Genomic DNA, 24234 nt, shown 5'->3' on the forward strand with positions numbered 1-24234 from the left:
CCGGCGCTCGCCTTCCAACCTTCTCAACTGGGGCTGGATCATTCTGTTCGCGCTCGGCCTCGTTGCCGCGGCAGTGGGCTTTACCTACGTCTATGTCTCGGCGCGCTCGCAACTCGTCGAACTTGACGATCGGCTTTGCCCGGTTGTCGGAGCTGTGTCGCAAACCATCATCCTGATCGATACCACGGATGCAATCGCCGACGTCACCAAACTGAACATCCAGACCCTATTGCGCGATACCGCCTCCGGCATCCAGCGCGGTGGCTTGCTCGAGATCAGAGCCCTTACGGCTGCGGCACCCTATACGAAAGAACTCTTCTCGCTGTGCAACCCCGGCAATGGCGGCGACCTCAGTGCTTTCACCGGCAATGCGGCGCTGGCGCGAGAGCGTTGGCAAGCGGGATTCGGCCAGCCGCTGCTGGTTGCGCTTGAGAAAGCGGTCGAGGCAAACAAGGCCGACAGCTCGCCGATCATGGCCGGCATTCAGTCGATAGCCGTCAGCCATCTGGTCGCCCAGAAAGCGCGTGCGATCCCCTCGCGGCTGATTGTCGTTTCGGACATGTTCGAGAACACCGAATTCTTCTCCCACTACCGGGGCGCCACAGATTTCGATGCCTTCAAAAAATCGCCCGCGGCAAACCGGTTCGCTACGGATCTCGCTGGCAGCGATGTGTCGATCTGGCTCATACGCCGGGCGAAGTCGCCCGTCGACAGCGTCGCGTTGATGGCATTCTGGCAGCAGTGGATTGATTACAATCACGGCGTTTTCAGCTCCGCCAAGTCGTTGCAAGGGGTTGAAGGGTGAGACGGCCCCGCGCGGCCAGCCGGCAGTTGGACGCTGCGGCGCCAATAGTCTTTATCGTCTTTACCGGCCTGGGTGCCGCCTACATCGTCGCGGCCAAATCGCTTTCGGTCTCGGCATTCGTCGTTACCTTTGTGCCGATCGCGCTGATGATCGGCTACGCGGCGATGATCATGATCGCGCGCGGGCTCCGGCTGCGCGACGATCAAACCGGCGACAACTTCTACTATATGGGCTTCATCTTCACGCTCACCAGCCTCGCCGTTTCGCTTTACCAATATGGGGGCGGTGGCGCGGTCGACGAGATCGTGCGCAATTTCGGCATCGCGGTTTCCTCCACCATCGCCGGCATTGCATTTCGCATCGTCTTCAATCAGCTCCGGCGCGACCCCATGGAGGTGGAACGCGTGTCACGTCTCGAGCTTGCAGAAGCGTCCCGCAAGGTGCGCCGGGAACTCGATGGCATCCTGAGCGAGATGAACCATTTCCAACGCTCCAACCAGCAGATGCTGCAAGAAGGCTATCACGACATACGAACGCAAGTGGAAACCTCGGCGAAGTCCCTGGTCCAGTCGCTGGACCTACTCGCCAAAGAGGCTTCCGAGCACATCAGGGTATCCTCGCTGGCGATCCAGAATGGAATAGACACCAAGGAGCTGCGGGGCGGCATCGACCAGACAGCCAAGGCAGTTCACGATATCAACGCCATCCTGACCAGCGCCAGTACTCAGATTGCGGCCGCGACGCAGTCGGTCGCCGACAAGCTCGGTAGCATGTCGACACCCGACAAGGTCATCGAGGTTCGGCTGGAGCCGGTCGTGGCCGGTTTGCAGCGGGCGATCGAAACCGCCATGAGCGATTTCTCTTCCCGTCTTGGCGATGTGGCGGAGCTTCGGCGAGGGCTGGAACAGTCCACGGCGGAAGCGCTTCGAGCCAGCGATGTGCTCGACAAACTTGCGGCGACATTTGAGGGTTATGATCGAGCGCCGACGCGGCAGGGTCTATTCAGACGGCTCTGGCGTGGCGGCTAAAGCGCGTTGCATGGTCAGTGTGGAACGATGTCGATGAAGATGCCTTCCTCGCTTATCGCCGAAGGGGAACGCGGCCATCGCCGAGGCGTGGTGCTTGGGCTCACGATGGCCGAGCTTCTCCTCCTTCTGCTTTTCTGTCTCCTGCTGGTATCGGCCAGCATCGCACAGCGAAAAGATGAGAGGATCGCCGAGCTGCAGGCCTCCGCGAACCTGGACATCACGGTGGGCCAGCTTGCCGACATGCGTGCCGAACTGGCGCGCCTGCAGGCGCTGTTTCCAAAAGCGGCGCTTCCTTTGCCGCCAGCCAACTGGACCGAGCTCGTGGCGGCCAAAGCGGTGATTGACGGGCTCGCGGAAAAGGGCATCGACGCCGCGCCGACGTCAGACCCGACGCTGCGGAAATTGCTGCTCGAAATCAGCGAAGCCAAAGCCGCTGACCCCCGTCTGCTGGACCGACTTGAAAAGACGCTGTCGGCCTCCAACGACAGGAGCGCGGACGCTGAATCGTCGATGCAGTGGCCGCCGATGATAACGTTGAGCGACGACGGCTATACATTTGAACGTGGCAGCGCTGCTCTCACCGACGCGTTCCGGGCTCGTTTGCAGACCAAGGTGACAGACGACGTGCTGTCTTTGCTGACACGCTACAAAGTCGATGTCGTCGAGATCGTCGGTCACACGGATGAGCAGAAAATCAATCCGGCCAAACCGTCCAACCTCGACGCGGCCGCGATCTCGGCGATGAACGGAGCCAGCGCTATCAGCGATTTGACGCCGGCCGACAATGCGGGGCTGGGGCTCTCGCGCGCGATCGCGGTAGCGAACGCATTGATCCAGACGGGACGGCTGGGCAGTGTCAAGATCATTCCCTTGTCAGCGGCACAGCTCGTAATGCCGGGAGACATTATCGCCGACGGCAGCCACGGTGGCGATATCCGGGAGCGCCGGCGCATTGAAATTCGGGTACGACGGTCCTCGGACGGCGGCACCAATTAACACGGTGATCGCGCGATTCAGCCTGCTTGGTGGTATCGACAACGACGCCCTTGTTTTTGACCGCAGCGCTTTTTGGCAATCGTCGTGGCCTGGATCGCAAAGCCGCGTCGCTTCGCCCCTGCTGCACCGAGGGATCGACGAACGGCGCCCAACTACCCCAGCCACCACCACAGCGCCGCGATCACCGCCATAACCGCCGCCACGCTTAGCCCCAGCATGATGTAGGAGCCCTTGATGATGTCGGCGATTATCTTCTTGATGGTCTCGCGGTCGTTGAGATTGGGGAAGGGTTCGTTCGGTTGCGCCACGTCGAGGAAGTGGCAGAGCGGGGCCCAGCCTTCGCTGACCTTGAACACCAGCAGCCTTTCCGGCGGCACCGCCGCCTTCACTTCCTCGACATAGGCGTTGTAGCGCGCCACGGCCTTGGCGCGGTTGCCCATGACGCCGGCTAGCGTGCGGCCCCAGATCAGCTTGCGTGACATGTCGCCGAATTTCCGGCCGAACGGCGTCAGCCATTCCAGGATCTTGAACTGCCAGACATTCTCGGTGAAGTAGATCGTGTCGATGGTGCTCTCGTACCAGGCTTCCGCGCCGCGCGGGTGCAAGGTGAGCAGCACCTTGGCATCGGGATAGGCGGCCATCAGTTCGCGCCACACGCAGCAGCCGGGATTGTCGACCGTTGCCTTGTAATTGCCGAACACCCGGCTCCAGTCCTGCTGCGTGCCGGGCGGGCTGTTGGCCACCTTGCGCCAGAAATCGAGATGGCCCTTGTTGGCCTTGTTCAGGATCACTTCCTGCATGTGATAGCAGGGCAGGCCGAGCCTGTTCAGCGCGGCGAAGGTCGACCATGTGCCGGTGCGGCCGAAACCGGCCCCGATCAGTGTGAGCGTCATCTGTTCCCCCGACCCAACCAAAGCGGCGTGCCCGCGCCCGAAAAGGACGTTGGCGCCGCTGCAACCCCAAGCATGCCCTGCGCGGCACGGACGCCGCGCCGCAGGATCGATTTGCTCGCATGCATCGATCTGCTGGCAACACGTTGCGCCTCGGCCGCCATTTGCGCAACAGATTTTCTAGGTGACCTGTGGGAGGGGACCGCTATCGCTATTGACGTTGGGCGACGACAGAAGGAGACGCATTGCCGTCCTGAAAGGCGCCCGAGCGGATCCGCGCTGATCGAACTTGGCGCGATGGCCCACGCCTCCTTCCAGGTGAGACGCTGCCGTCATCGATGCTTCGCAAATCAAAGGGGAGCGGGCAGCGGCGCTGCCCGCCCCCGCACTTCATTCGGCCGCCAGCTTGTCCTGCGTGTTCGTGTCGAAGTCGCTGGCGTCATGGCGTTCGTGCAACTGCATCGCGGGTTCGCCAAAGGCGCGGTTGACCATGCGTCCACGTTTGACCGCGGGACGCTCGTCGATCGCCTTCGCCCAGCGCTGCACGTTCTTGTAGTCCTGCACCGAAAGGAACTCGCCGGAATCATTATACATGCGGCCGAGCGCCAGTCCGCCATACCAGGGCCAGACCGCCATGTCGGCGATCGAGTAGCCGGCGCCGGAGAGATATTCGGTCTCGGCCAGGCGACGGTCGAGCACGTCGAGCTGGCGCTTGGTTTCCATGGCGAAGCGGTCGATTGCGTATTCGATCTTGGTCGGGGCGTAGGCGTAGAAATGGCCGAAGCCGCCGCCGAGATAAGGGGCCGAGCCCATCTGCCAGAACAGCCAGGACAGGGTCTCGGCGCGCGCCGGCTGGCCGGTCGGCAGGAACTCGCCGAACTTCTCGGCGAGATAGGTGAGGATCGAACCGGACTCGAAGACGCGGATGGGCGTGGCGCCGCTTCGGTCCATCAGTGCTGGGATCTTGGAGTTCGGATTGACCTCGACGAAGCCGCTGCCGAACTGGTCGCCATCGTTGATTCTGATCAGCCAGGCATCGTATTCGGCGCCCTTGTGGCCAAGCGCCAGCAATTCCTCGAGCATGATCGTCACCTTGACGCCGTTCGGCGTCGCCAGCGAATAGAGCTGCAACGGGTGCTTGCCCACCGGCAGCACCTTGTCATGCGTCGGGCCCGCGATCGGGCGGTTGATGCTGGCGAAGGCGCCGCCGCTCGGCTTGTTCCAGGTCCATACTTTCGGCGGAGTGTATTCGGTCATCGCAGGGCCTCGTATCGTGGGGGAGAGACAGGTTGGAAACGGGACTGGGCAGTTGCAGCTACAGCTAGGGCTGCAAACGGGAAAGTTCAACTTGCGTTGAACTATTGTCAATGACCATGCCGCTCATCTTCCCTTCGGGCTTCGAAAGGAAGGAGGGGATGCCCCCAACCCCTTGCGCCTTGGTTCGCGTGCCATACCTATAGGAACGTGACCCCCAAGCCCGTCCAGGACAAGAGTATGCCCATCAATCCCAACAGACGCTCAGTCGTGGCGGTGCGCGCCACCATTCCAGACGATGCCTTCACTGCCGGGGCATTGGGCACGCTGCGCGAAGGCAGCGGCGTCGTTATCCGCGACAATGGGCTGGTGCTGACAATCGGCTATCTCATCACCGAGGCGGAAGAGGTATGGCTTACGACCCATGACGGCCGCGTCGTGCCGGCGCATGCGCTGGCCTACGACCAGGAATCGGGCTTCGGCCTGGTGCAGGCGCTGGCGCCGCTTGGCCTGCCTGCGGTGGCGCTGGGCGACGCCGGCAGGGCCAGGATCGGAGACAGCGTGGTGCTCGCCGACGGCATCGGCCAGTCGGTTCAGGCCAGGATCGTCACCAAGCAGGAATTCGCCGGCTATTGGGAATATCTGCTCGAGGAAGCGATCTTCATCGCGCCGGCGCATCCTTCCTGGGGCGGCGCGGCGCTGTTCGATGCAAAGGGCGCGCTGCTCGGCGTCGGGTCGCTGCGCCTGCAGATGAGCCGCAACGGCGAGGTCGCCGATATCAACATGGTGGTGCCGATCGACCTGTTGCCGCCGATCCTCGACGATCTCCTGACGCGCGGCCAGGTGGCGCGGCCGCCACGGCCATGGCTCGGCGCCCTCTCGGCCGAAAGCGACGGCCGGGTGGTGGTGATGAGCGTGACCGAAGGCGGCCCAGCCGCCAAGGCGGGCCTGCGCGAGGGCGACGTCATCTCCGACATACGCGACGGCGCGGTCGACGGGTTGGCCGATTTCTATCGCAAGCTGTGGGACAGCGGTTCGGCCGGCGCCGAGATCCCGATGCGGGTCCTGCGCGACGGCCGCGAAACCTGGCTGCGCGTCAAATCCGCCGATCGCGGCAGTTTCCTGAAGAAGCCGCAGTTGCAGTGATATCAGCCGCCTGATGCATCCCAGATTGCTCAAGACATTCCTGGCGGTGGCGCGTAGCCGCAACATCACGCGTGCCGCACGAGAAGTCCATCTGGCGCAGTCGAGCGTCAGCGACCAGATCCAGACGCTCGAGGCTGACCTCGGGACCGCGCTGTTCGTGCGCTCGCGCATTGGTCTGGACCTCACGCCAGCGGGCCGAACCTTGCAGCCTTACGCGGAAGAGTTGCTGATGCTGGCTGACGAGGCGCGCGCCGCCGTTCAGGCAGGTGCTGGGCAGGTAAGCGGCTCGCTGACGATCGGCGCTCTGGAGACGATCGCTTCGACCAGGCTTGCGCACTGGCTCGCGCGGTTTCAGGCCAGCCATCCCGACATTGCCTTTCGCTTGTCGGTCGCCGGCAGCGGTGAACTGCTGCGCAAGCTCGGCGACGGCGAAATCGATGTGGCCTTCTGCTTTGACCGCGGCGATGCCTTCAGGCGCGATGAACCGCTGGCGAGGCGAACCGTATCGGCTGAACCCCTGGTGCTGGTCGGCCCTCCAGGGCAGGGCCAAGTGCGGGAGGAACTCGCCGGGCTTGCCGCGATGAATTTTGTCGCCACCGAGCCCGGATGCGTCTACCGGCACATGTTCGATACCGCCTTCACCGAGGCAGGCCTCGCGGCGCCAAAGCCGGCGTGCGAAGTCGGCAGCATCGGCACCATCGCCGGCCTGGTGGCGGCGGGTGCCGGTTTTGCGCTGGTGCCGCATATGGCCGTGGCCGAGGCGCTGGAGCGGGGCGAACTCATTGAAATGCCGTGGCCAGGCGCGGCCCGCACGGTTGCGCTCGCCATGATCTGGCGGCGCAGGCGCGTGCAGCCGCCATCCCTGAAGTTGCTGCTGACGGCCGCAGGCGGGAGCTTCGCGCCGGTCAAATCAGCCGATGCCCGCCCTCGACATGCAGCGTTGTCCCCGTCGTAAAACCATTGCGCATCAGGAAGCCGATGGCCGAGGCGATGTCGTCGGGCCGGCCGACCCGACCGGCGGGCAGCCGCTCTGCCATGGCATTGAGCATCTCGTCTTTCCGATCCCCGGCAACATAAGCCCAGATCGAGGTGTCGACCCAGCCCGGCGACACAGCATTGACACGGATCGGCGCCAGTTCGACCGCCAGCGCCCGCACCAACCCTTCCAGCGCCGCGTTGACGGCGGCTACGACCGAGCCGCGCGCCGCCGGCCTGTAGGCGGCAATACCCGAGGTGAAGGTGATGGAGCCCGTGGATGATAGCCGGGGCGCACCATGCTTGGCGAGCAGCAGCGGTCCGTAGAGCTTGCTTTCCACCACCCTTTGCGCAGCCTTGAGATCCAGCGCGGGCAACAGCTGATAGGCACCCTCGATGTCGGCGGCGGTGCTGACGATATGGCCGAGCTGGCCGATCCGCTCGAACAGGGCGGCGACCTCGTCCTCGCGGGTAATGTCGGCCACAATGGTGTCCAGCGTGGCTGGGTTGCCCAGCGTCTCGCGGGCATGGTGCAGCTTGTCCGCGCTGCGCCCTGCGATGATCACGTCGGCGCCGGCATCAAGGCAATGCCGCGCCAGCGCCAGGCCCATGCCGGAGCCGCCGCCGACGATGAGGGTTTTTGTGTTGGAAATGTCCATGTCCGCAGCCCTTGTCTCGATGATCGATGACAGGGAATTGACAGACAGGTGCAGGCAATGGAAACGGAAGAAGCCGATAGCGTCATCGGAATATCCGATGGATGGCCATAACGGAAAGCCGTGATGGCGCTGCCGCCAAAGAAAAGCCGCCATGCTTTTTGCGCGTGGCGGCCTTTTTACGGGAGGACATCGGGAAGAAGCGATCAAAGAGAATCAAGATGCCGCTCTATCTCCTTGTTCGAGCTTGAGAAGATCAAGCCGCAGCCTGGGCTTCCTGACGGCGTGCTTCCTGGCGATGTGCTTGCGGGTGTGCTTGCGGTGTTTCTTGGGATGCTCGACGTGCTTGTGCGCGGCTGTCTCCACCTGGTTCTTCGCCGCGGTGGCCGCCGTCGAGGGAATGCTTATGGCAGCGCCGCTTCTCCCTTCTCCGCCGTGGGAAAGGGGCGCTGCGTCCGATGCGGCGCTTCCGCCTCTTTCCCCGCCGCTGTCATTCGCGTATGGGCCGGGACAATTCCCTCACATCATCCCGGACCACTCATGATCAGACTGGAAAGTATCAGCAAGCAGAACGGCCGTCAGCTTGTCTTCATCGAGGCGTCGGCCGCCTTGCAGAAGGGCGAGAAGGTCGGGCTCGTCGGCCCCAACGGCGCCGGCAAGACGACGCTGTTCCGCATGATCACCGGCCAGGAACAGCCCGACGAGGGCCAGGTGCAGGTCGATCGCGGCGTCACCATCGGCTATTTCAGCCAGGATGTCGGCGACATGGATGGCCGCAGCGCGGTGGCCGAAGTGATGAACGGCGCCGGGCCGGTGAGCGAAGTGGCGGCCGAGATGGCGGCGCTGGAAGCAGCTATGGCCGATTCCGACCAGGCGGACCGGATGGACGAGATCATCGAACGCTATGGCGAGGCGCAGCACCGCTTCGAGGAACTCGACGGCTATGCGCTCGACGGCCGGGCGCGGGAAGTGCTCGACGGTCTCGGTTTCTCGCAGGAGATGATGGACGGCGACGTCGGAAAACTCTCCGGCGGCTGGAAGATGCGCGTGGCGCTGGCGCGCATTCTGCTGATGCGGCCCGACGCCATGCTGCTCGACGAGCCGAGCAACCATCTCGACCTGGAAAGCCTGATCTGGCTCGAGCAGTTCCTGAAGAATTATGACGGCGCGCTCCTGATGACCTCGCATGACCGCGAGTTCATGAACCGAATCGTCAACAAGGTGGTGGAGATCGACGGTGGTTCGCTCACCGCCTATTCCGGCAATTACGAATTCTACCAGCAGCAGCGCGCGATCGCGGACAAGCAGCAGCAGGCGCAGTTCGAGCGCCAGCAGGCGATGCTGGCCAAGGAGATCGCCTTTATCGAACGTTTCAAGGCCCGCGCATCGCATGCGGCCCAGGTACAGAGCCGGGTGAAGAAGCTCGACAAGATCGATCGCGTCGAGCCGCCCAAGCGCCGCCAGACGGTGAATTTCGAGTTCCAGCCGGCGCCGCGCTGCGGCGAGGACGTCGTGACGTTGAAGAACGTCCACAAGGCCTATGGCAGCCGTTCGATCTATGAAGGGCTCGACTTCCAGGTTCGCCGCCGCGAGCGCTGGTGTGTCATGGGCGTCAATGGCGCCGGCAAGTCGACGCTGTTGAAATTGGTGGCCGGCACGTCCGATCCCGACCAGGGCTCGGTGGCGCGCGGTCCGAGCGTCAAGATGGGCTATTTCGCCCAGCATGCCATGGAACTGCTCGAAGGCGAGCGCACCGTGTTCCAGACGCTGGAGGACAATTTTCCGCAGGCCGGCCAGGCTCCGCTTCGGGCACTCGCCGGCTGCTTCGGTTTTTCCGGTGACGAGATCGAGAAGAAGTGCCGGGTGCTTTCGGGCGGCGAAAAGGCGCGGCTGGTGATGGCGCTGATGCTGTTCGATCCGCCCAACCTCCTGGTGCTGGATGAGCCGACCAACCATCTCGACATCGCCACCAAGCAGATGCTGATCGAGGCGCTGTCGCAGTATGAGGGCACCATGCTGTTCGTCTCGCATGACCGCCATTTCCTGGCGGCGCTGTCCAATCGCGTGCTGGAACTGACGCCGGAAGGCATCCACACCTATGGTGGCGGCTACACCGAATATGTCGAGCGCACCGGGCAGGAGGCACCGGGACTGAGAAGCTAGCGCAGAGGCTACTCTCCGGAAACGGCCGTGGCACCCTGCGCCGTCATTTCCGAAAAGAGCCAATCGCGAAAAGCCTTCACCTTGCGCCGGCGGACCGCGTCCGGAGGGTAGACCAGGTAGAAGCTGGAAACCGATTTCAGCGCGTGGCCGAAAGGGCGGACAAGCCTTCCGGTGGCGAGGTCGGCCGCAACGAGCATGGTCCGGCCAAGCACCACGCCTTCGCCTTGCACGGCCGACTCGACCGCGAAAGTGGCGGAATCGAAGGTAATCCCGCTCCGCGGATCCACGCCTTCCACTCCCGCGCTGGACAGCCAGGCCGCCCAGCCGATCGGGAAACCATCATGGATCAGCGTGTGGTGCCTGAGATCGTCGGGCTTCTCCAGGGGCCAGGCGCCCTGCATGAGCCTCGGGCTGCACACCGGAAACACCTCCTCGCCGGTGAGGAATTCCGATGTGAGCCCCGGATAGTTTCCCGCGCCATAGCGGATGGCGACGTCGATGCCGTCGCCAAGGAAATTGGTCAACCTGCCGGTCGTCGAAATCCTGACGTCGATGTCGCCATGCGCGCGATGAAAGCGATAGAGCCGCGGCACCAGCCATTTTCCCGCGAAGCCGTCGGAGGTGGAGACGTTCAATGTCGAGGCCGAATGGGCGCCCGTCGCCGATTGGGTGGCGGCCGCAAGCTGGTCGAGCATCTCGTGGACCGCCCTCGCATAGGGTTCGCCGACGGCGGTGAGGCGCACCGAGCGCGTCGCGCGCTCGAACAGGAGCACGCCGAGCTGTTCCTCAAGGTGCTTGATCGCCCGGCTGACGGCGCCGTGCGTGACGTTGAGCTCGTCGGCTGCCCTGGAGAAATTCAAATGCCGCGCGGCGGCCTCGAAGGCCGGCAGCGCGTTGAGTGGGGGAAGTCTGCGGATCATGGCCAATCTGTGAGATATGATCACAAATCCTTGCCAAAGTTTAGATTGTCTGTCCAGCGCATGCTGGACAGAATGCTCGCAGGATTTGTGATCAAACCTCACGAGAGCAGCATGGCGACCGTTCACCCCTTCCTCTGGTTCAATCTCAACGCCGAAGAGGCGCGCGACTTCTATCTGTCTGTATTCAAGAATGGCCGGGCGCTTGAGGCGATCGAGTTCACCGACTTCGTCGGCGGCACGAACAAAACGGTGCCACACGCGATTTTCGACTTCGAGCTCGAGGGCCAGCGCTTCACCGCGCTCAATGCCGGCTCGATGCCGCCCTTCAACGAGCGGATCGCGCTCTACATCGAGACCAAGGACCAGGCCGAGACAGATTATTACTGGAACGCGCTGACGGCGGGCGGCGGCGCGGAAAAGCCTTGCGGCTGGCTGAGGGACAAATTCGGCGTCTACTGGCAGGTGATCCCCGAAGCGGCCCTGCGCCTGATGAACGACCCGGACCGCGACAAGGCCGGCCGGGCGCGGCAGGCGATGTACAAGATGAGCAAGATCATCGTCGCCGATATCGAGGCGGCCCACGCCGGCAAGGCGTAAATCCAGCAGTCCATCCTGAAGACGGAGGTTCCCATGGCATCGCTCAAGGGCAAGAGAATTATTGTCGTCGGAGGCAGTTCCGGCATAGGGCTCGGCGTAGCGGCAGCCGCGCTGGAGCGCGGCGCGGAGCTGGTGATCGTCGGCCGCTCGGGCGAAAAGCTCAAGGCCGCGGAACGGACGCTCGGCCCGGGCGGTCGCGTGCGAGGCCTTTCCGCTGATATGACTGATGAGGCGGACATTGCCCGGATATTCGACGAAACCGGTGCCTTCGACCACCTCGTCTCGACGGCCGGCACGCCGCCGCCCAACGACCCGATCGGCCAGACCGACATGGACTTCGTGCGGCGCTTCGTCGACAACAAGCTGATCGGCGCCGTGATGCTCGCCAAACATGGCATGCGCACGCTGAAAGCCGGAGGGTCCATGACCTTCACCTCAGGCATCAACAAGGACCGCCCGCCGGTTCCCGGCGGCTCGGTGGTGTCCGCGATCGCCGGTTCGTTCAGCTATTTCGCCCGGGCGCTGGCGCTGGAGTTGGCCCCGACGCGCGTCAACATCGTGTCGCCGGGATGGGTCGACACGCCGATGTGGGACGAACTCGTCGGTGAGGCGAAATCCGGTTTTTTCGCCGGCATGGCCGAGCGCCTGCCCGCGAGGAAGGTCGCTACGCCCGCCGACGTCGCCCCTGCCTATCTCTACCTCATGGAAAGCGAATTCACGACCGGCGAGACGATCCGCATCGATGGCGGACAGAACCTGATCTAGTTGGCATCGCAGGGGCCATCAAACGTCACCCATCGATGCGGCGCCACCTGGGTTTGAACGATACCGTCCGCAGTCTAGCGTCGCGCACGCGATTGACGAATGTGTCGTTGACGAACACCGGGGACGCGCGCATCGGCAGCTTGAAAATTTCGGCGGTGCCGATCTTATCCGCGTCGAATTCGTATCGCTCGATCGCGAGAATGGCGCCGTCATCAAAATAGACGATTCCGGACCGCTCCTCGTCCAGCGCATCGATCACGGTGGTCACGTTGAACAGCCAGACCTCTTCCCCGCGCAACGGGATCAGCTGTCCATAGGGCAGCAGATATGCCTTCAGCGCATCGACGGCAGGTTTGCGCAAAAGCGGGGCATGCTCGCCAAGCCAGGGGAAGTCCGAATAGTGGGGGTCGCCCTCCGACACGCGGCGCATGACCGGTGGATCCCAGTTCTCGAGGGGTGTTCCGTCAAGGGAGGAGAAGACCTCGTAGTAGGCGTCGTCGAGAGGAAGCACCCATTCCTGGCCCTCGACAACCGCGAATTCGTAAATGGTCGTCATGGCCGGCGTTCCCAAGTTCAGTCCCGCTTCCGCTTCTGCGATTCCATCGGGGTCTTCTCCGCGGCATTTTCGAGAGCACAGACCCTCCTTGCTACACGGGGAAGGCGGGCGCAAGGCGGTTGACCCGGCAGGCCATCCGGCCGATAGGTCCGCCAAAGACCTCGAGAACCCCATGACCACACAGCTCCACGATGCGACGACGGCCGAAGCTGAGTCCGCTTCCGATGCCGACGTCACCTGGCAGGACGACATCCGCGCCGGCGTGCGCCATGTGCGCGATCTGGCCGTGCTGCCGCTGTCGCCGGGCGAACGCGCGGCGGCCCAGGAAGCAGCCTCCCGCCACAAGGTGCGTATCCCCAAATCCTATCTCGAGCTGATCGACTGGGAAGACCCCGCCGATCCTATCCGGGCGCAGGTCATCCCGTCTCCCGACGAGCTGGTGACCGGCGAAGGCGAGCTCGACGACCCGATCGGCGACCACGCCTTCAGCCCGGTGCCCAGGCTGACGCATCGCCATGCCGACCGGGTGCTGCTGTTTCCAACCTATCAATGCGCGGTCTATTGCCGCTTCTGCTTCCGCAAGGAGTCCCTGACCTCGATCGGACGCGGCTATACGCGCGAAGCCCTGGAGCCGGCGCTCGCCTATATCGCTTCCCACCCCGAGATCCGCGAGGTGATCCTGACTGGCGGCGATCCGCTCTCGCTGCCTGACAAGGCGCTCAGCGAAATCCGCGCCCGCATCGAGGCGATCGCGCATGTGCGGCTGATGCGCATCCACACCCGCGTGCCGGTCTCGCTGCCTTCACGCATCACGCCAGGGCTGATCTCTGCCTTGCAAGGCCGGCTGATGATCACGGTCGTCACCCATTTCAACCATCCGCGCGAGATCACCGATGCGACCGAGGCGGCCTGCCGCGGCCTGCGGCAGGCCGGTTTCGTGCTGCTCAACCAGAGCGTCCTGCTCAAGGGCGTCAACGACACTGTCGAGGTGCAGGAAGAACTCTGCCGCGAGCTGATGTACCGCCTGGGGGTAAAGCCCTATTACCTCCACCATGGCGACCTTGCGCGCGGCATGGCGCACCGCCGCACCACGATCGCCGAAGGCCAGGCGCTGGTGGCCGCGCTGCGCGCGCGCCTGTCCGGCATCTGCAATCCGGTCTACGTGCTCGACCTGCCCGACGGTGGCGGCAAGGTGCCGATCGGGCCGGATTACGTGGAAGACTGCGGCGGCGGCAACTGGCGCATTCGTGGGCAGGATGGAGAGGTCAGGGAATACACCGAAGTGTTGAGCCAGCTCTGAGCCGACATTTCCGGCGGGCGGCCGTGCAATCAGGCGTTGTCGCGCCCCGGCATAAATGCATATTGTGAGCGGTTCGCGGATTGCGGGGCATGGCGGGTGGCAGCAGTAGACAGCAGTCAAAGCGTTGTGCCGCAAAGGCAATTCGTCGACACCGGGGTTCAGCGCTGCGTGCTGGACACGGTGGGCCTTGCGCCCCGGCAAGCCGTTGCGTTGTGGCAGGAGAATATCGGCCTGCTCTACGACGTTCGCCCGCGCAACGCCGGCGATGACCGGTTTCATTTCCACGCCGATGCCTTTCATTTCGGCGAGATCGTCCTCACCTCGTATGGATGCATCGCGCAAAGCTTCGACCGCTCGCGCGCCCGGATCGGCCGCGACGGCCTCGATCACATCACTGTGCAGGTCTGCCTGCGCGGAAGCCATGGACGGCGCGATGGCGCATCGGATGAAAAGGCATCATCCGGGGACCTGATCGTGGCCGACCTGGCGCAGGCCCAGTCGACGGGCACCTCCGATTTCGACAGCCTCAACCTGACCATGCCGCGCCGCCTGCTGGCGCCATTTTTGAAGGCGCCGGACGAGCACAATATGCGCGTCATTTCCGGCAACGCGCCGTTGGCGGCGCTGTTGCGCGGGCATCTTGTGGGCCTCTACGGGGCCGCGCCCGCAATGAGCCATCAGGACGCCGAGGCGGTGATCGGGCCGACGCTGGAACTCGCCGCCGCGGCCGTGAATTCGGCTGTGGCGGAGGAGAACGCTGCTTCGGTCCACCTGGCGCTTACCGGCGAGATCCGTCGCCACATCGACGCGCATATCCGCAGCCGGCACCTCACCGCCGAGGCCATCGCCGCCATGTTCGGCATCTCCATGCGCAAGCTCTATTACCTCTTCGAGCCTCATGGCGGTCTTTCCAGATATATCCAGGAGGAGAGGCTGCGCCGCTGCCGCGCCGAGCTCGCCGATCCCGGCCGCCGGCACGAAAGCATTGCCGAGATCGCCGGTCGCTATGGTTTCGGTCACCGCAAGAGCTTCGTGCGCGCCTTCCGCCGCTCCTTCGACATGACCCCGCGGGAGATGCGGGCACATGCCGCCCAAGGGCGCAGCCAGTCCCTCGGCCATGGCGAGAACCGCACCATGTGGCACTGGATCCGGGAACTGCGATAGAGCGGCGTGCCAGCCGAAAGGCAAAATGAATCAATGGGAAAGCGGTGTTCGATCAGCAGGTATGTGAAGAGCCTTGCCGTGCTCTCCGGCGCAACTTTACCGGTCGATTTTGCAGCAGCGGCCACATTCCTTGCGCCTCGTGCCACATTTGCGCGGAGCTTCCACACAAGTCTTGAAATGCCGCCGTTGCCCGCACGAAAAAGCGGTTCGCTGTGAGGTTCTAAACGGGGGATCGAACGCCGGTGGCGACCGAGGACAATGTCATCGTCCTGTCGACAGACGAGTTTTCGGACCGCGACCGCGAAGCCGCCGCGCGCGAGTTTTATGGCCGCATCTGCATGCGGCTGGACCTTGCGCCCCTTGAACGCGGCGAGTTGCGGCTGAGCGCCTCCACCACCATCCTGCCAGGGGTGAGCGTGGCCCACGGGCAGGTCGCGCCCATGGCCTGGGAACGCACGGCCGCGCTCCAGCAGGACGCCAATGACGACGTGGTGGTGTCCTGGATCGCGGGCGGGTGGCGTTTCGATACGGCACGGCACGAGGCGGTTGAGACCTCGCCCGGTGCGCCCTGCATCATGCCGATGGACCGGAGCTGGCGAGCGAGGGCGCAGAACGGCGATTGGACGATCTGCGCCCGATTTGCCCGGTCGATGCTCACTCCTCTCCTTCGCCATGTCGGCGATCTCAGGCCGGATGCCATCAATCCCGGCACGCCTGAAGCGCGGCTTCTGCTGGCCTATATCGAGGCGGTGGCGCGTGGGGCGATCAGCCCCGGTCTGGCACCGCTGGCCGCCCAGCACATTGCCGATCTCTTCGCCGCGGCAGTCGGCGCCAACCGCGAGGTCGACCAGGTGGTCGCCGGTCGCGGCGTTCGCGCCGCTCGCATGCATGCCATCAAGCGTTACATCGAAGAGAACCTGCACCGAGCGCGGCTCTCAGCAGAGACGGCGGGCCGGGGGCTGGGGCTCAGCCCGCGCTACATCAGGCGCCTTTTCGCCGAAGAGGGGCAGGGCTTTTCCGACTATGTCATGCAAAGACGGCTGGAGCGGGTCCACCGGCAACTCGCCAGCCCGCTTTTTTCGGCAAGGCCGATCGCCGATCTCGCTTTCGAGGCGGGGCTGGTCGAACCCTCGACCTTCTATCGGCAATTCCGGTCCCGCTATCGCATGACCCCATCGGAGGTGCGCGCCGGCCGCGCGCCATGAGACGCATGCGGCCGCTCACGCATGGCAAGCCGGTCACCTGTTCCGTCGGTGCCACTTGCCTGTGCCGTCAGTGCGACACGCCTTTGTCCCGGCGCGGGCATGGTCGCGCCGGCGGACGCGGGTGCAACGGCATGCGCGGGAGCGGGGGCGAGCGGCCAGGCCTCCGTGACATCGGAAAGCTGGCCCTGGAGATAAAAATGCGTGCGGCGAAAAGATTGATACTGGGCATTACGGTTTTCTGCGCAATTCTTCCCACCGAGGTCTTCGCGGCCTACAAATGCATGAACCCGGCAATCTGCAGGGCGGTCTGCGGCAGCGAAACATGCGGCAAGATCGCCGCGCGCGATCCCGACATGAAGGCGCTGGACCTGTCCAAGGGGGCGGCCGGGCAGATCGCCGCTTCCAGCAGCGGGTCTTCGTCCGGGACCAGCTCCAGAAAAACCTACACCTGTTCGAACCCGGCGATCTGCATCGCGGTCTGCGGCAAGAAGACCTGTCCGTAACCAGCACGGGCTGGCGTATCATTGGAGGCGCCGGCGCGCTGTGCCGGCGCCTTTCGTGCGTACAGGCGGTTGGCGGGCCGGAAGGCAGCGGCATTCCCAGCCTGGTCCTCTCGCTGATATTCGTGGGCGAGGAACACCAGTCCTGTGGCCGCCGAGCCCCCTGATTTTTCTCCCTCAAAAGAATCTCATCGCGCCCGGGAATAAAGCGCGGGGCTGCAGGGTCTTCACTGTAGCGGGGCCAAATCTGACGGCCCGCGCCGAGGAAACGAAACAAGGACCTAGCCAAAATGACCAAGCTCGCACTCAGCGTGGCTGCCATGATGCTTGCCTCGAGCGCTGCCTTCGCCGGCAGCGATCATGGCGCCAACAACGCCAATCAGCCGGTCGCTCCGGTCGACACCAATGCCACCGGCTCGATCCCCTACACGGCACGCCCCAATGGCGTCGACACCAGGATAAAGACGGGGCCGAGCCAGGGGTCGGTGCAGGACATCATCACCAGGCACAACAACGACAGCCTCTGGGGTCGCTGAAGTCATGGAGCGGAGCCAGCCCCTGGGTACCGGCCTCTCTCCGTCATTCCTTCCAGGACTTGGCCATTCGCGACTTTAGCCACCACCTCGAACAGGAGATCACCATGTTCACCATGACACGCCGCACAGTGCTTGGCACCGCCGCCGCTGCTGCCGCCTTCGGCCTTGCCGGCAAGCTTGAATTCATCGGTCCGGCTTTCGCGCAAGCTCCGGTGGAGCCCACCGTCGGCTTCTACAGATACAAGGTCGGCGATATCGAGATCACCGCCATCTATGACGGCATCTGGCGCAAGCCGCACGACCCGGCCTTCATCAAGGATGTCTCGGTCGAGGACACCAAGGCAGCACTCGCCAAAGCGGGGCTGACCACCGACTTCATGCCCATCCCGCTCACTGTCGTCGTGCTCAAGATGGGCGGCAAGCTGATCATGATGGATGCCGGCTCGGGCGTCGGCCAGTGGCAGGCCAATGCCACGCATCTGCCGGCCAACATGGCCGCCGCCGGCATCGACTACAAGGCGATCGACACCGTCATGATCTCGCATTTCCACCCCGACCATGTCTGGGGCCTGATGGAAAAGGGCACCAGCGCGCCGGTGTTCCCCAATGCCGAGCTCATTGTCAACGCCACCGAATACAAGTGGTGGACCGACCCAAGCCGGCTGGCCAAGCTGCCCGAGGGCCGCAAACCGGCGGGCAAGCGCATCGCCGAGAACTTTCCGAAATGGAAGAACTGGAAGCTGGTCGAGGACGGCGCCGAGGTCACGCCCGGCATCCAGATCATCGCCGCGCCCGGCCACACACCAGGCCATTCTGTCTACCTGGCCAACTCCGGCAAGGAGCAGATCATGATCTCGGCCGACACCATGTATGTGCCGGCGCTGCTGGCGCCGCATCCGGAGTGGCAGGGCGCTTACGACCAGGACGGACCGACGGCAATCGCCACGCGCCACAAGATCATCGACCGGGTGATATCGGACAATATCTGCATTTCCGGGTCGCACTTCCCGTTCCCGGGCACCGGCACCTTCGTCAAGGACGGCAAGGCATACGGATTTACTCCGGTCCAGATCTGAGCACGAGCTTCCAACGCAAGCGAGAAAGACAATGAAACGATCCCTTTTGAGCAGAAATGCCCTGTCGGGCAGACATGCAATGTTCGGCCTGCTCGGCGCCATTGCCGTGCTGACCGTGCTTCCCGTCGCGACAATCATGCCGGCCTATGCGGTCGACGACATCGAAGGCGCCGACGCGCCGGATCTCACCGCCATCAAGGCCAAGATCGATGCCAAGGACTATTCCGGCGCATTGGCCGAGCTGCGCGATCTGGCGCAGGACACGCAGCAGGCGGACGTCTACAACCTGCTCGGCTTCACCCTGCGCAAGACCGGCGACTACAAGACCGCGCTCACCTACTACACCAAGGCGCTGGAGCTGAAGCCCGACCACAGGGCAGCCCGCGAATATCTGGGCGAGCTTTATGTCGAGACCGGCAACATGGACAAGGCCAAGGAGCAACTGGCCTCCCTGCGGAAGCTGTGCCCGGCCGGGTGCGACGAGCTTTCCGACCTGCGGCAGGCCATCGACACCAAGGTGACGAAGTAGAGCCTTTCCTCTCTCACGGAATGGGAGAGCTGGCTCGGCGAAGCCGAAACGGAGTGCGAGCATTGGCACCGAGCTCGCCCCTTCGTCCATCACCGTTGGGCGCTCGTGGCTGGCGCGCTTTGCCGGAGCCGGCATCCTCTCCCTCGCGCCGGCTCCGGCCTTTTCAACATCAGGCGCTTGGCGCCTACCCGTGCCAAAAAGATCGGAGGCTGACCATGACATTGACCGAACGCTCCGCGAAGCTGCGGGATCTCGCCGCTAAATGCCATGTCGGGGACGTGGGCCTGCTTGCCGGCCGCCTGCTTCTGTCCCTCATCTTCTTGCATGAGGGCGCAACGCTGGCCACCCATTTCGGTGCCGCCGCCAGAGCGATGGCAGCGCTTGGGGTCAACCTGCCGCTGTTTGTCGCCACCGTCGCGTTGCAACTGGGGGCAGGGCTCTCCATCGCGTCAGGCCTGCTGACGCGGCTTGGCGCCATCGCGCTAGGCCTGTTCTGTTTGGCAACGGCCATGCTGTTCCACACCAATTTCGGCAGCCAGAACGAACTGCTGCATTTCGAAAAGGACCTGGCGATATCGGGCGGCATGTTGGTGCTGGCCGTTGCCGGCGCCGGCAGGGTCTCGCTGGACCGGCTGTTGGCGCTCCATCTGCGGCAGCGCCAGCGCGGCGAGGACATGCCGGCGGCGCTGCTCCCAGCGGAGAACCAATTGCCAGTGGACGTGAAGCCGCCGGTTTGAACGGCGCTGCCCTCGCACGCCCCCAGCGGAGCGCCGCGCCTATTTCCCGCGCTTTGCTGGAACCAGCCTTGCCCCCCCGCATTGCTTTAGCAGGGGCTCAAGGAGCGCGGCGTGAAAGCATTGTTGGGACTGGCCTGCGGTTTCGTTTTGACCCTTGCGGTGTTCGGTAGCGGCCTGGCCTTCGCCGTCTGGCTAATTACCGCGAGCCCGCCGGGCCAGGCACCGGCCACCGTCAGCATGGCGGAGCTTTGGACCAAAACGGCGCGGCCGGTGGACAAAGCGGCGCAGAATCTCGAGCGCCTGCCGGCCGAGCAGCTCGCGCCCGCTAATATCGAGCCCAAGCGCCAGGTCGGGGAGACCGACCCCACCGCCACCGGCGCCATCGCGCCCGCCACGGCCGAACTGCCGCAGCCGCATATCGCTTGGTGCGCGAGCCGCTACCGCTCCTACCGGCCGCAGGACAACAGCTACATGTCCTATAGCGGGCAGCAGCGCCCCTGCATCTCGCCCTATCTCGACGCCGACCGTGCCGCGCCGTCCGCCGCCGAGGCCAGCTACGTCGAGGAAAACGGCACCGGGCGGGGCGCCTATGCGGCCGCCGGGGATGACGACCATGTCGCCTCCTGCTTCAGCCGCTACCGCTCCTACCGCCCGGAAGACAACAGCTACCAGCCCTATTCCGGCGGGCCGAGGCGGCAATGCCAATAGCGGGCGCTGCGCTTTCCGGCTGCATTCCACGCAAAATTCCACTCCGGCAGCGGTTTCTACCACGCCGCCTACCACGCCCGCACAAACACCACGCCCTTATCAAGCCGCCAACAGCGCAACAACGGACCGAGACGGTCGTGCGCTGAACGACCTGTCACTGCAAGATCCAGTGGGATCGCGGTTGGCCGGTTTCGCCTGAAACAACAAACACGGTCCCATGAACGCGGGCGGGCGGCGCGTTGGGGCCAAATGTCAACTTCAAAAGATGGAAACCGAAATGAAGAAGATCGTATTGACCGTTGCCTCGTTGTTGTTCGCCTCTGGCATGGCTTTTGCCGGCAGCGACCACTTCGGCTCCGACTTCATCCCTGCGGCAAGCAGCTATCCAACCACCCATGCGATGATGTCGGGCGGTGCCAAGACGGCTGTCCCGAGCGTCACAAACAGCATCGCTGACAGCGCAATGGGGGCAAACTCGAACCGCGACATGCCTGCACAGGGCTATGGTCAGGGCATCTGGGGACGCTGACGACAAAGCCGGCCGCCACGGCCGGCAGCCAGGCGGCGGGCGGGCCCGCCGCCTGGATTATTTTGCACAGCGTCGGGCTCTGCCTTGCATCGTCCCATCCTCCAGCGAACCAGCCCGGCGATGGCGCAATTTCTTTGGATCGTTCGGACGCGGGCGGCGTTCAGATGCTACCCAACGGAGGATTTGAAAAATGGGCGACGACCAACGGCATGGGAAAATTCAGGAGCGCGCCTATCGGATCTGGGAGCGCGAGGGCGGCGGCGACTCCGAGCAGCACTGGCACCGGGCCGAGGCCGAGATCGACAGGGAGCTGTCGATGGCGGCAGGCAATGCGCCGCCGCGCGAGATCGCCAGCACCGACGTGCTTACGGTCGAGGAGCTGGCCATGCGCACCGGCATATCAGGCAAGCAGGCACAGGACCTGATCGACAGGCTGGGCAACGACCGCGCCGCGATCGAACAGGCAGCACTCGGGCTGAAGGGCAAGCGGCGGCGAAATCCCGGTCAGGGAGAGGCCAAATGATCCGCAAACTCAAGGACGGAAAATACCGGCTTTATTCGCGCAAGAAGGATGAGAAGACGGGCAAGCGACGGAACCTGGGGACTTTCGATACGCGTGAGGCAGCGGAGAAGCACGAGCGGGAGGTGCAGTATTTCAAGCGCCATTGAGGAAATCGACTCGTTGGTCCTCTATTCTCGGCGTTGTCCCTGCCGCTCACAAAATCCAACCCACCAATTGTAGGCGGTATTGGATTTTGGAACACGATGCAGATGCCAATCGTGATGCGAAGATGCGGCCCTTGCCCTCGCCACGAGGACAGATAGGGCATATAGTTGAAGATCGCCGGCTCGGACCTGACAAGCTGGCGATTGAGAGCGGAGACGTCGCTTTAACTACGGCGCGCTTCTAACTCGGGTTGTTTCACACGCTCTCATAATTGCCCGCCGCGGCCGGCCTCTGCTTTGCGCGATCCCGGTCGCTATTGCATCTATCACTGAAGGAGAACTGAGCTTTTCACTGGAGGAGAAGTCGTCATGCATTACCTTCCCAGACGTGAATTCATCGTTCAAGGCGGGGCAGCCCTCGTAGCGTTGGCGTCCTTTCAATCGCGGATTGCCTCTGCCTTTCCAAGCCGGGCCGGCGAGGAAGTCATCAAATGGCTCGATCAGCTGCCGCCGAACCCGGTTCCGCAAGTCATCAAAAATCAGCTGGTGTGGGAGGATCTCGATTCCTGGGTGACGCCCAACGACAAGTTCTTTTCAATCGCGCATTTCGACCGGCCGGTGATCGACGAGAGCACCTGGAAGCTCGAAATCGGCGGCTCCGTCAAAAAGCCGACAACCCTGACGCTCGCCGACATCAAGGCTCGACCGCGCCAGGAAGTCACCTTCACGGTCGAATGTTCGGGCAATACCGGCCTGCCGTTTTTCAATGGCGGCATTGGCAATGCGCGCTGGGCGGGCACGCCGCTCGCGCCGATCCTCAAGGAGGCCGGAGTCCTCGACACTGGTATCGAGGTCGTCTTCTGGGGCACCGATAAAGGGGAAATCAAGCGGGCCGACGACGTCAAGTTCACGCAGAATTTTGCGCGCAGCATGTCGCTTGCCGACGCCATGGATCCCAAAAACATCCTTTGCTACGAGATGAATGGGTCCCCCTTGCCTCCCGACAACGGCTTCCCGCTGCGGCTGATTGCGCCGGGATGGTACGGGATCGCGAACGTCAAATGGATCAAGCGCATAGATGTGAACGATCAGCGCTTCGAGAACCGGTTCATGGGACGCGATTATGTCACGCTGCGCGAGGAAGACCACAACGGCGAGACAGTATGGGTGGAAACTTCGGTCGGGCGGGCGCGGCTGAAATCGGCACCGGCCCGGGTCACTCATATCGGCGATGACTACCGGATCGTCGGGGCCGCCTGGGGCGCACCGGTCGACCAGGTCGAGGTGAAGATCGATGACGGGCCATGGATGCCGGCGGCCATCGACGAAACCGACAAGGCGGACTTTGCCTGGAAACTATGGTCCGTCGACTGGCCCAAGCCTTCCGCCGGAGAGCACACCGTCACCTCGCGCGCGGTTGATACGGGAGGGCAGGTCCAACCCGCAATGGACGATCCCATCATTGCCAAGAAGCATACCTATTGGGAAAGCAACGGTCAGGTGACGCGACGTATCAACATTCACTGACTGGCGGGCAGTCGTATCAAACTGTCTGAGAGCGATGTGACCCCATGTCTTCGGCATGGGGTCACCCACATCCGACCAGGCGCCGGCCTGAAGCTGGCCAGAGACGATGGCCGAAGCGATACATCTTCATGGCAGCGCCAAGAGCGGTGTTTAGTGACCTGCGCGGACGCGGAGAAAACTTGAACGGCTGGCGTTCCTCGCCCTTCGCCGAGCCCGGTGGCCGTCACCGAGCTCGATTTCATGCACGACGAGGACGGGCGCCACGCCGTGACCCAATGGACCAAGGACCAGCTGAAAGGAGTGCCGGAGCACCGCGACTGAAGGGCCCGACCGTGGCCCTTTTCGAAAGGAGAGTGAGATGATCCGAAAGTGCCCGGACAAGGGCAATTCGCCGTGCCTGAGGGTGATAGTGCTTAGTGACTTTGGCCAACCGGGAGTCTAGGCTGGCATGCGTTTCCGTCAGCACGAAGGCCGTCACATGCCCCGCTTTCTTGCCGTCTACACCATGAAGCCCGAAGACCTTGCCCGCTTTCGCAGCCTGCCCAAGCCCGAGCAAGATGCGATTGATGCCGTCGGCCTAAAGCAGTGGACGGACTGGGAGGAGAGAAATGCCGCATCTTTCCCCGATCGCGGCGGCATGGTCGGCAGGACGACGCGCGTTACCAAGGATGGGATCGCAGACGCGGTGAACCCTTTCTGCGGCTACATTGTCGTCGAGGCCGATACAATCGATGCCGCCGCCCGCCTGTTCGAAAGCCACCCGCATTTCACGGTCTTCCCGGGAGACGGCGTGGACATCATGCCTTTCGTCACAGGCCCTCAATGACTTGAAACTTCGGCTGCCGTCTTCTGATGTTGAAAGCCGTCTGTCAGCTCTCCGGGAGCATTTCCCCCGCAGAACCGATCCTGGCGGTTCGCGTCAGGTTCAGGCTGAAAAGCAAGCTGACTTCCTGAAGTCCCCCAAACGTTCCCGGCCCCTTTGAATTCTCCGGGAGGGATCGTTGGG

The 24234-nt window shown here is 63.6% G+C and carries 27 protein-coding genes; 22 read left to right on the plus strand and 5 right to left on the minus strand.

Annotated elements, in window-relative coordinates:
• The first annotated feature begins 154 nt into the window (after positions 1-154).
• Genes LB566_RS10120 through LB566_RS10130 form a run of 3 tightly spaced genes read left to right on the plus strand, consistent with a single transcriptional unit; the run spans position 155 to position 2829 of the window.
• A complete protein-coding gene (locus LB566_RS10120; protein ID WP_140552306.1) occupies positions 155-805 on the plus strand; it encodes a hypothetical protein in 651 nt (216 codons plus the stop codon).
• A complete protein-coding gene (locus tag LB566_RS10125; protein WP_224624308.1) occupies positions 802-1833 on the plus strand; it encodes a hypothetical protein in 1032 nt (343 codons plus the stop codon). The genes LB566_RS10120 and LB566_RS10125 overlap by 4 nt, the downstream gene beginning before the upstream one ends.
• A gap of 33 nt (positions 1834-1866) precedes the next feature.
• Complete coding sequence (locus tag LB566_RS10130) at positions 1867-2829, plus strand: OmpA family protein (protein WP_181172565.1); 963 nt, start codon at positions 1867-1869, stop codon at positions 2827-2829.
• Between the two features lie 152 nt (positions 2830-2981).
• Here the strand turns inward: LB566_RS10130 and LB566_RS10135 are convergent, their stop codons facing one another.
• Complete coding sequence (locus LB566_RS10135; RefSeq protein WP_224624309.1) at positions 2982-3722, minus strand: sulfotransferase family protein; 741 nt, start codon at positions 3720-3722, stop codon at positions 2982-2984.
• A 387-nt stretch (positions 3723-4109) separates the two neighbouring features.
• The gene (yghU, locus tag LB566_RS10140; protein WP_140552303.1) at positions 4110-4976 is read right to left on the minus strand and encodes a glutathione-dependent disulfide-bond oxidoreductase; all 867 of its coding nucleotides are present in this window, start codon (positions 4974-4976) and stop codon (positions 4110-4112) included.
• Between the two features lie 237 nt (positions 4977-5213).
• Between yghU and LB566_RS10145 the strand changes: the two genes are divergently transcribed.
• The gene (locus LB566_RS10145; RefSeq protein ID WP_140552302.1) at positions 5214-6119 is read left to right on the plus strand and encodes a S1C family serine protease; all 906 of its coding nucleotides are present in this window, start codon (positions 5214-5216) and stop codon (positions 6117-6119) included.
• Positions 6120-6132: 13 nt separating this feature from the next.
• Complete coding sequence (locus tag LB566_RS10150; protein ID WP_224624310.1) at positions 6133-7074, plus strand: LysR family transcriptional regulator; 942 nt, start codon at positions 6133-6135, stop codon at positions 7072-7074.
• Here LB566_RS10150 and LB566_RS10155 read toward each other — a convergent pair.
• Positions 7025-7753, minus strand: coding sequence for an SDR family oxidoreductase (locus LB566_RS10155; RefSeq protein WP_140552300.1), 729 nt, complete (start codon positions 7751-7753; stop codon positions 7025-7027). The two genes, LB566_RS10150 and LB566_RS10155, sit on opposite strands and share 50 nt — an antisense overlap.
• 537 nt (positions 7754-8290) lie before the next feature.
• On the opposite strand from LB566_RS10155, the gene LB566_RS10160 reads away from it, so the two are divergent.
• The gene (locus tag LB566_RS10160) at positions 8291-9913 is read left to right on the plus strand and encodes an ABC-F family ATP-binding cassette domain-containing protein (protein ID WP_224624311.1); all 1623 of its coding nucleotides are present in this window, start codon (positions 8291-8293) and stop codon (positions 9911-9913) included.
• Positions 9914-9921: 8 nt separating this feature from the next.
• Here LB566_RS10160 and LB566_RS10165 read toward each other — a convergent pair whose 3' ends face one another.
• Entirely contained in the window at positions 9922-10833 is a 912-nt protein-coding gene (locus tag LB566_RS10165) for a transcriptional regulator GcvA (RefSeq protein WP_224624312.1), read from the minus strand.
• A gap of 111 nt (positions 10834-10944) precedes the next feature.
• On the opposite strand from LB566_RS10165, the gene LB566_RS10170 reads away from it, so the two are divergent.
• Positions 10945-11430, plus strand: a complete 486-nt coding sequence (locus LB566_RS10170; protein ID WP_224624313.1) for a VOC family protein — start codon at positions 10945-10947, stop codon at positions 11428-11430.
• 33 nt (positions 11431-11463) lie between these two features.
• Positions 11464-12195 carry an SDR family oxidoreductase gene (locus tag LB566_RS10175; RefSeq protein ID WP_224624314.1) on the plus strand — a complete coding sequence of 244 codons (732 nt, stop codon included), beginning with the start codon at positions 11464-11466 and terminating at the stop codon, positions 12193-12195.
• Positions 12196-12220: 25 nt separating this feature from the next.
• Here the strand turns inward: LB566_RS10175 and LB566_RS10180 are convergent, their stop codons facing one another.
• On the minus strand, positions 12221-12751 hold the full coding sequence (locus tag LB566_RS10180; protein ID WP_224624315.1) for an imm11 family protein: 531 nt from the start codon (positions 12749-12751) through the stop codon (positions 12221-12223).
• A gap of 172 nt (positions 12752-12923) precedes the next feature.
• On the opposite strand from LB566_RS10180, the gene LB566_RS10185 reads away from it, so the two are divergent.
• The 14 genes from LB566_RS10185 to LB566_RS10255 all read left to right on the plus strand — a co-directional run bounded on the left by LB566_RS10185 (position 12924) and on the right by LB566_RS10255 (position 24054).
• Positions 12924-14051, plus strand: a complete 1128-nt coding sequence (locus tag LB566_RS10185) for a KamA family radical SAM protein (protein WP_224624316.1) — start codon at positions 12924-12926, stop codon at positions 14049-14051.
• A gap of 96 nt (positions 14052-14147) precedes the next feature.
• On the plus strand, positions 14148-15215 hold the full coding sequence (locus LB566_RS10190) for a helix-turn-helix domain-containing protein (RefSeq protein ID WP_224624317.1): 1068 nt from the start codon (positions 14148-14150) through the stop codon (positions 15213-15215).
• 242 nt (positions 15216-15457) lie between these two features.
• Positions 15458-16420, plus strand: a complete 963-nt coding sequence (locus LB566_RS10195; RefSeq protein ID WP_224624318.1) for a helix-turn-helix transcriptional regulator — start codon at positions 15458-15460, stop codon at positions 16418-16420.
• Positions 16421-16425: 5 nt separating this feature from the next.
• Positions 16426-16923, plus strand: coding sequence for a hypothetical protein (locus tag LB566_RS10200; protein WP_224624319.1), 498 nt, complete (start codon positions 16426-16428; stop codon positions 16921-16923).
• Positions 16924-17210: 287 nt separating this feature from the next.
• Positions 17211-17456, plus strand: a complete 246-nt coding sequence (locus tag LB566_RS10205) for a DUF680 domain-containing protein (protein ID WP_140552289.1) — start codon at positions 17211-17213, stop codon at positions 17454-17456.
• 104 nt (positions 17457-17560) lie between these two features.
• Positions 17561-18532, plus strand: a complete 972-nt coding sequence (locus tag LB566_RS10210; RefSeq protein WP_224624320.1) for an MBL fold metallo-hydrolase — start codon at positions 17561-17563, stop codon at positions 18530-18532.
• Positions 18533-18611: 79 nt separating this feature from the next.
• On the plus strand, positions 18612-19061 hold the full coding sequence (locus tag LB566_RS10215; RefSeq protein ID WP_224624479.1) for a tetratricopeptide repeat protein: 450 nt from the start codon (positions 18612-18614) through the stop codon (positions 19059-19061).
• A gap of 215 nt (positions 19062-19276) precedes the next feature.
• Positions 19277-19798 carry a DoxX family protein gene (locus tag LB566_RS10220; protein ID WP_224624321.1) on the plus strand — a complete coding sequence of 174 codons (522 nt, stop codon included), beginning with the start codon at positions 19277-19279 and terminating at the stop codon, positions 19796-19798.
• Between the two features lie 111 nt (positions 19799-19909).
• Positions 19910-20506, plus strand: a complete 597-nt coding sequence (locus LB566_RS10225; RefSeq protein ID WP_224624322.1) for a BA14K family protein — start codon at positions 19910-19912, stop codon at positions 20504-20506.
• 277 nt (positions 20507-20783) lie between these two features.
• Positions 20784-21035: a hypothetical protein gene (locus LB566_RS10230; RefSeq protein ID WP_224624323.1), complete on the plus strand. Its 252-nt coding sequence runs from the start codon at positions 20784-20786 to the stop codon at positions 21033-21035.
• 190 nt (positions 21036-21225) lie between these two features.
• Entirely contained in the window at positions 21226-21558 is a 333-nt protein-coding gene (locus tag LB566_RS10235; protein ID WP_224624324.1) for a DUF2934 domain-containing protein, read from the plus strand.
• Complete coding sequence (locus LB566_RS10240) at positions 21555-21704, plus strand: hypothetical protein (protein ID WP_023677295.1); 150 nt, start codon at positions 21555-21557, stop codon at positions 21702-21704. Before LB566_RS10235 ends, LB566_RS10240 begins: the two co-directional genes overlap by 4 nt.
• A 366-nt stretch (positions 21705-22070) precedes the next feature.
• Entirely contained in the window at positions 22071-23228 is a 1158-nt protein-coding gene (locus LB566_RS10245) for a sulfite oxidase (protein ID WP_224624325.1), read from the plus strand.
• A gap of 478 nt (positions 23229-23706) precedes the next feature.
• The gene (locus tag LB566_RS10255; protein ID WP_224624326.1) at positions 23707-24054 is read left to right on the plus strand and encodes a hypothetical protein; all 348 of its coding nucleotides are present in this window, start codon (positions 23707-23709) and stop codon (positions 24052-24054) included.
• The last annotated feature ends 180 nt before the right edge of the window (positions 24055-24234 follow it).

This window comes from Mesorhizobium sp. CA13 (genome assembly GCF_020165235.1).
Taxonomy (GTDB): Bacteria; Pseudomonadota; Alphaproteobacteria; order Rhizobiales; family Rhizobiaceae; genus Mesorhizobium.

What these genes read in the sequence shown, in the direction of transcription:
- LB566_RS10200 (WP_224624319.1), top strand. Translation starts at nt 16,426, where the DNA reads ATGCGGCCGCTCACGCATGGCAAGCCGGTCACCTGTTCCGTCGGTGCC.
- LB566_RS10160 (WP_224624311.1), top strand. Translation starts at nt 8,291, where the DNA reads ATGATCAGACTGGAAAGTATCAGCAAGCAGAACGGCCGTCAGCTTGTC.
- LB566_RS10240 (WP_023677295.1), top strand. Translation starts at nt 21,555, where the DNA reads ATGATCCGCAAACTCAAGGACGGAAAATACCGGCTTTATTCGCGCAAG.
- LB566_RS10170 (WP_224624313.1), top strand. Translation starts at nt 10,945, where the DNA reads ATGGCGACCGTTCACCCCTTCCTCTGGTTCAATCTCAACGCCGAAGAG.
- LB566_RS10180 (WP_224624315.1), bottom strand. Translation starts at nt 12,751, where the DNA reads ATGACGACCATTTACGAATTCGCGGTTGTCGAGGGCCAGGAATGGGTG.
- LB566_RS10150 (WP_224624310.1), top strand. Translation starts at nt 6,133, where the DNA reads ATGCATCCCAGATTGCTCAAGACATTCCTGGCGGTGGCGCGTAGCCGC.
- LB566_RS10145 (WP_140552302.1), top strand. Translation starts at nt 5,214, where the DNA reads ATGCCCATCAATCCCAACAGACGCTCAGTCGTGGCGGTGCGCGCCACC.
- LB566_RS10205 (WP_140552289.1), top strand. Translation starts at nt 17,211, where the DNA reads ATGACCAAGCTCGCACTCAGCGTGGCTGCCATGATGCTTGCCTCGAGC.
- LB566_RS10185 (WP_224624316.1), top strand. Translation starts at nt 12,924, where the DNA reads ATGACCACACAGCTCCACGATGCGACGACGGCCGAAGCTGAGTCCGCT.
- LB566_RS10215 (WP_224624479.1), top strand. Translation starts at nt 18,612, where the DNA reads ATGTTCGGCCTGCTCGGCGCCATTGCCGTGCTGACCGTGCTTCCCGTC.
- LB566_RS10155 (WP_140552300.1), bottom strand. Translation starts at nt 7,753, where the DNA reads ATGGACATTTCCAACACAAAAACCCTCATCGTCGGCGGCGGCTCCGGC.
- LB566_RS10210 (WP_224624320.1), top strand. Translation starts at nt 17,561, where the DNA reads ATGTTCACCATGACACGCCGCACAGTGCTTGGCACCGCCGCCGCTGCT.
- LB566_RS10135 (WP_224624309.1), bottom strand. Translation starts at nt 3,722, where the DNA reads ATGACGCTCACACTGATCGGGGCCGGTTTCGGCCGCACCGGCACATGG.
- LB566_RS10220 (WP_224624321.1), top strand. Translation starts at nt 19,277, where the DNA reads ATGACATTGACCGAACGCTCCGCGAAGCTGCGGGATCTCGCCGCTAAA.
- LB566_RS10255 (WP_224624326.1), top strand. Translation starts at nt 23,707, where the DNA reads ATGCCCCGCTTTCTTGCCGTCTACACCATGAAGCCCGAAGACCTTGCC.
- LB566_RS10235 (WP_224624324.1), top strand. Translation starts at nt 21,226, where the DNA reads ATGGGCGACGACCAACGGCATGGGAAAATTCAGGAGCGCGCCTATCGG.
- LB566_RS10165 (WP_224624312.1), bottom strand. Translation starts at nt 10,833, where the DNA reads ATGATCCGCAGACTTCCCCCACTCAACGCGCTGCCGGCCTTCGAGGCC.
- LB566_RS10130 (WP_181172565.1), top strand. Translation starts at nt 1,867, where the DNA reads ATGAAGATGCCTTCCTCGCTTATCGCCGAAGGGGAACGCGGCCATCGC.
- LB566_RS10230 (WP_224624323.1), top strand. Translation starts at nt 20,784, where the DNA reads ATGAAGAAGATCGTATTGACCGTTGCCTCGTTGTTGTTCGCCTCTGGC.
- LB566_RS10245 (WP_224624325.1), top strand. Translation starts at nt 22,071, where the DNA reads ATGCATTACCTTCCCAGACGTGAATTCATCGTTCAAGGCGGGGCAGCC.
- yghU (WP_140552303.1), bottom strand. Translation starts at nt 4,976, where the DNA reads ATGACCGAATACACTCCGCCGAAAGTATGGACCTGGAACAAGCCGAGC.
- LB566_RS10175 (WP_224624314.1), top strand. Translation starts at nt 11,464, where the DNA reads ATGGCATCGCTCAAGGGCAAGAGAATTATTGTCGTCGGAGGCAGTTCC.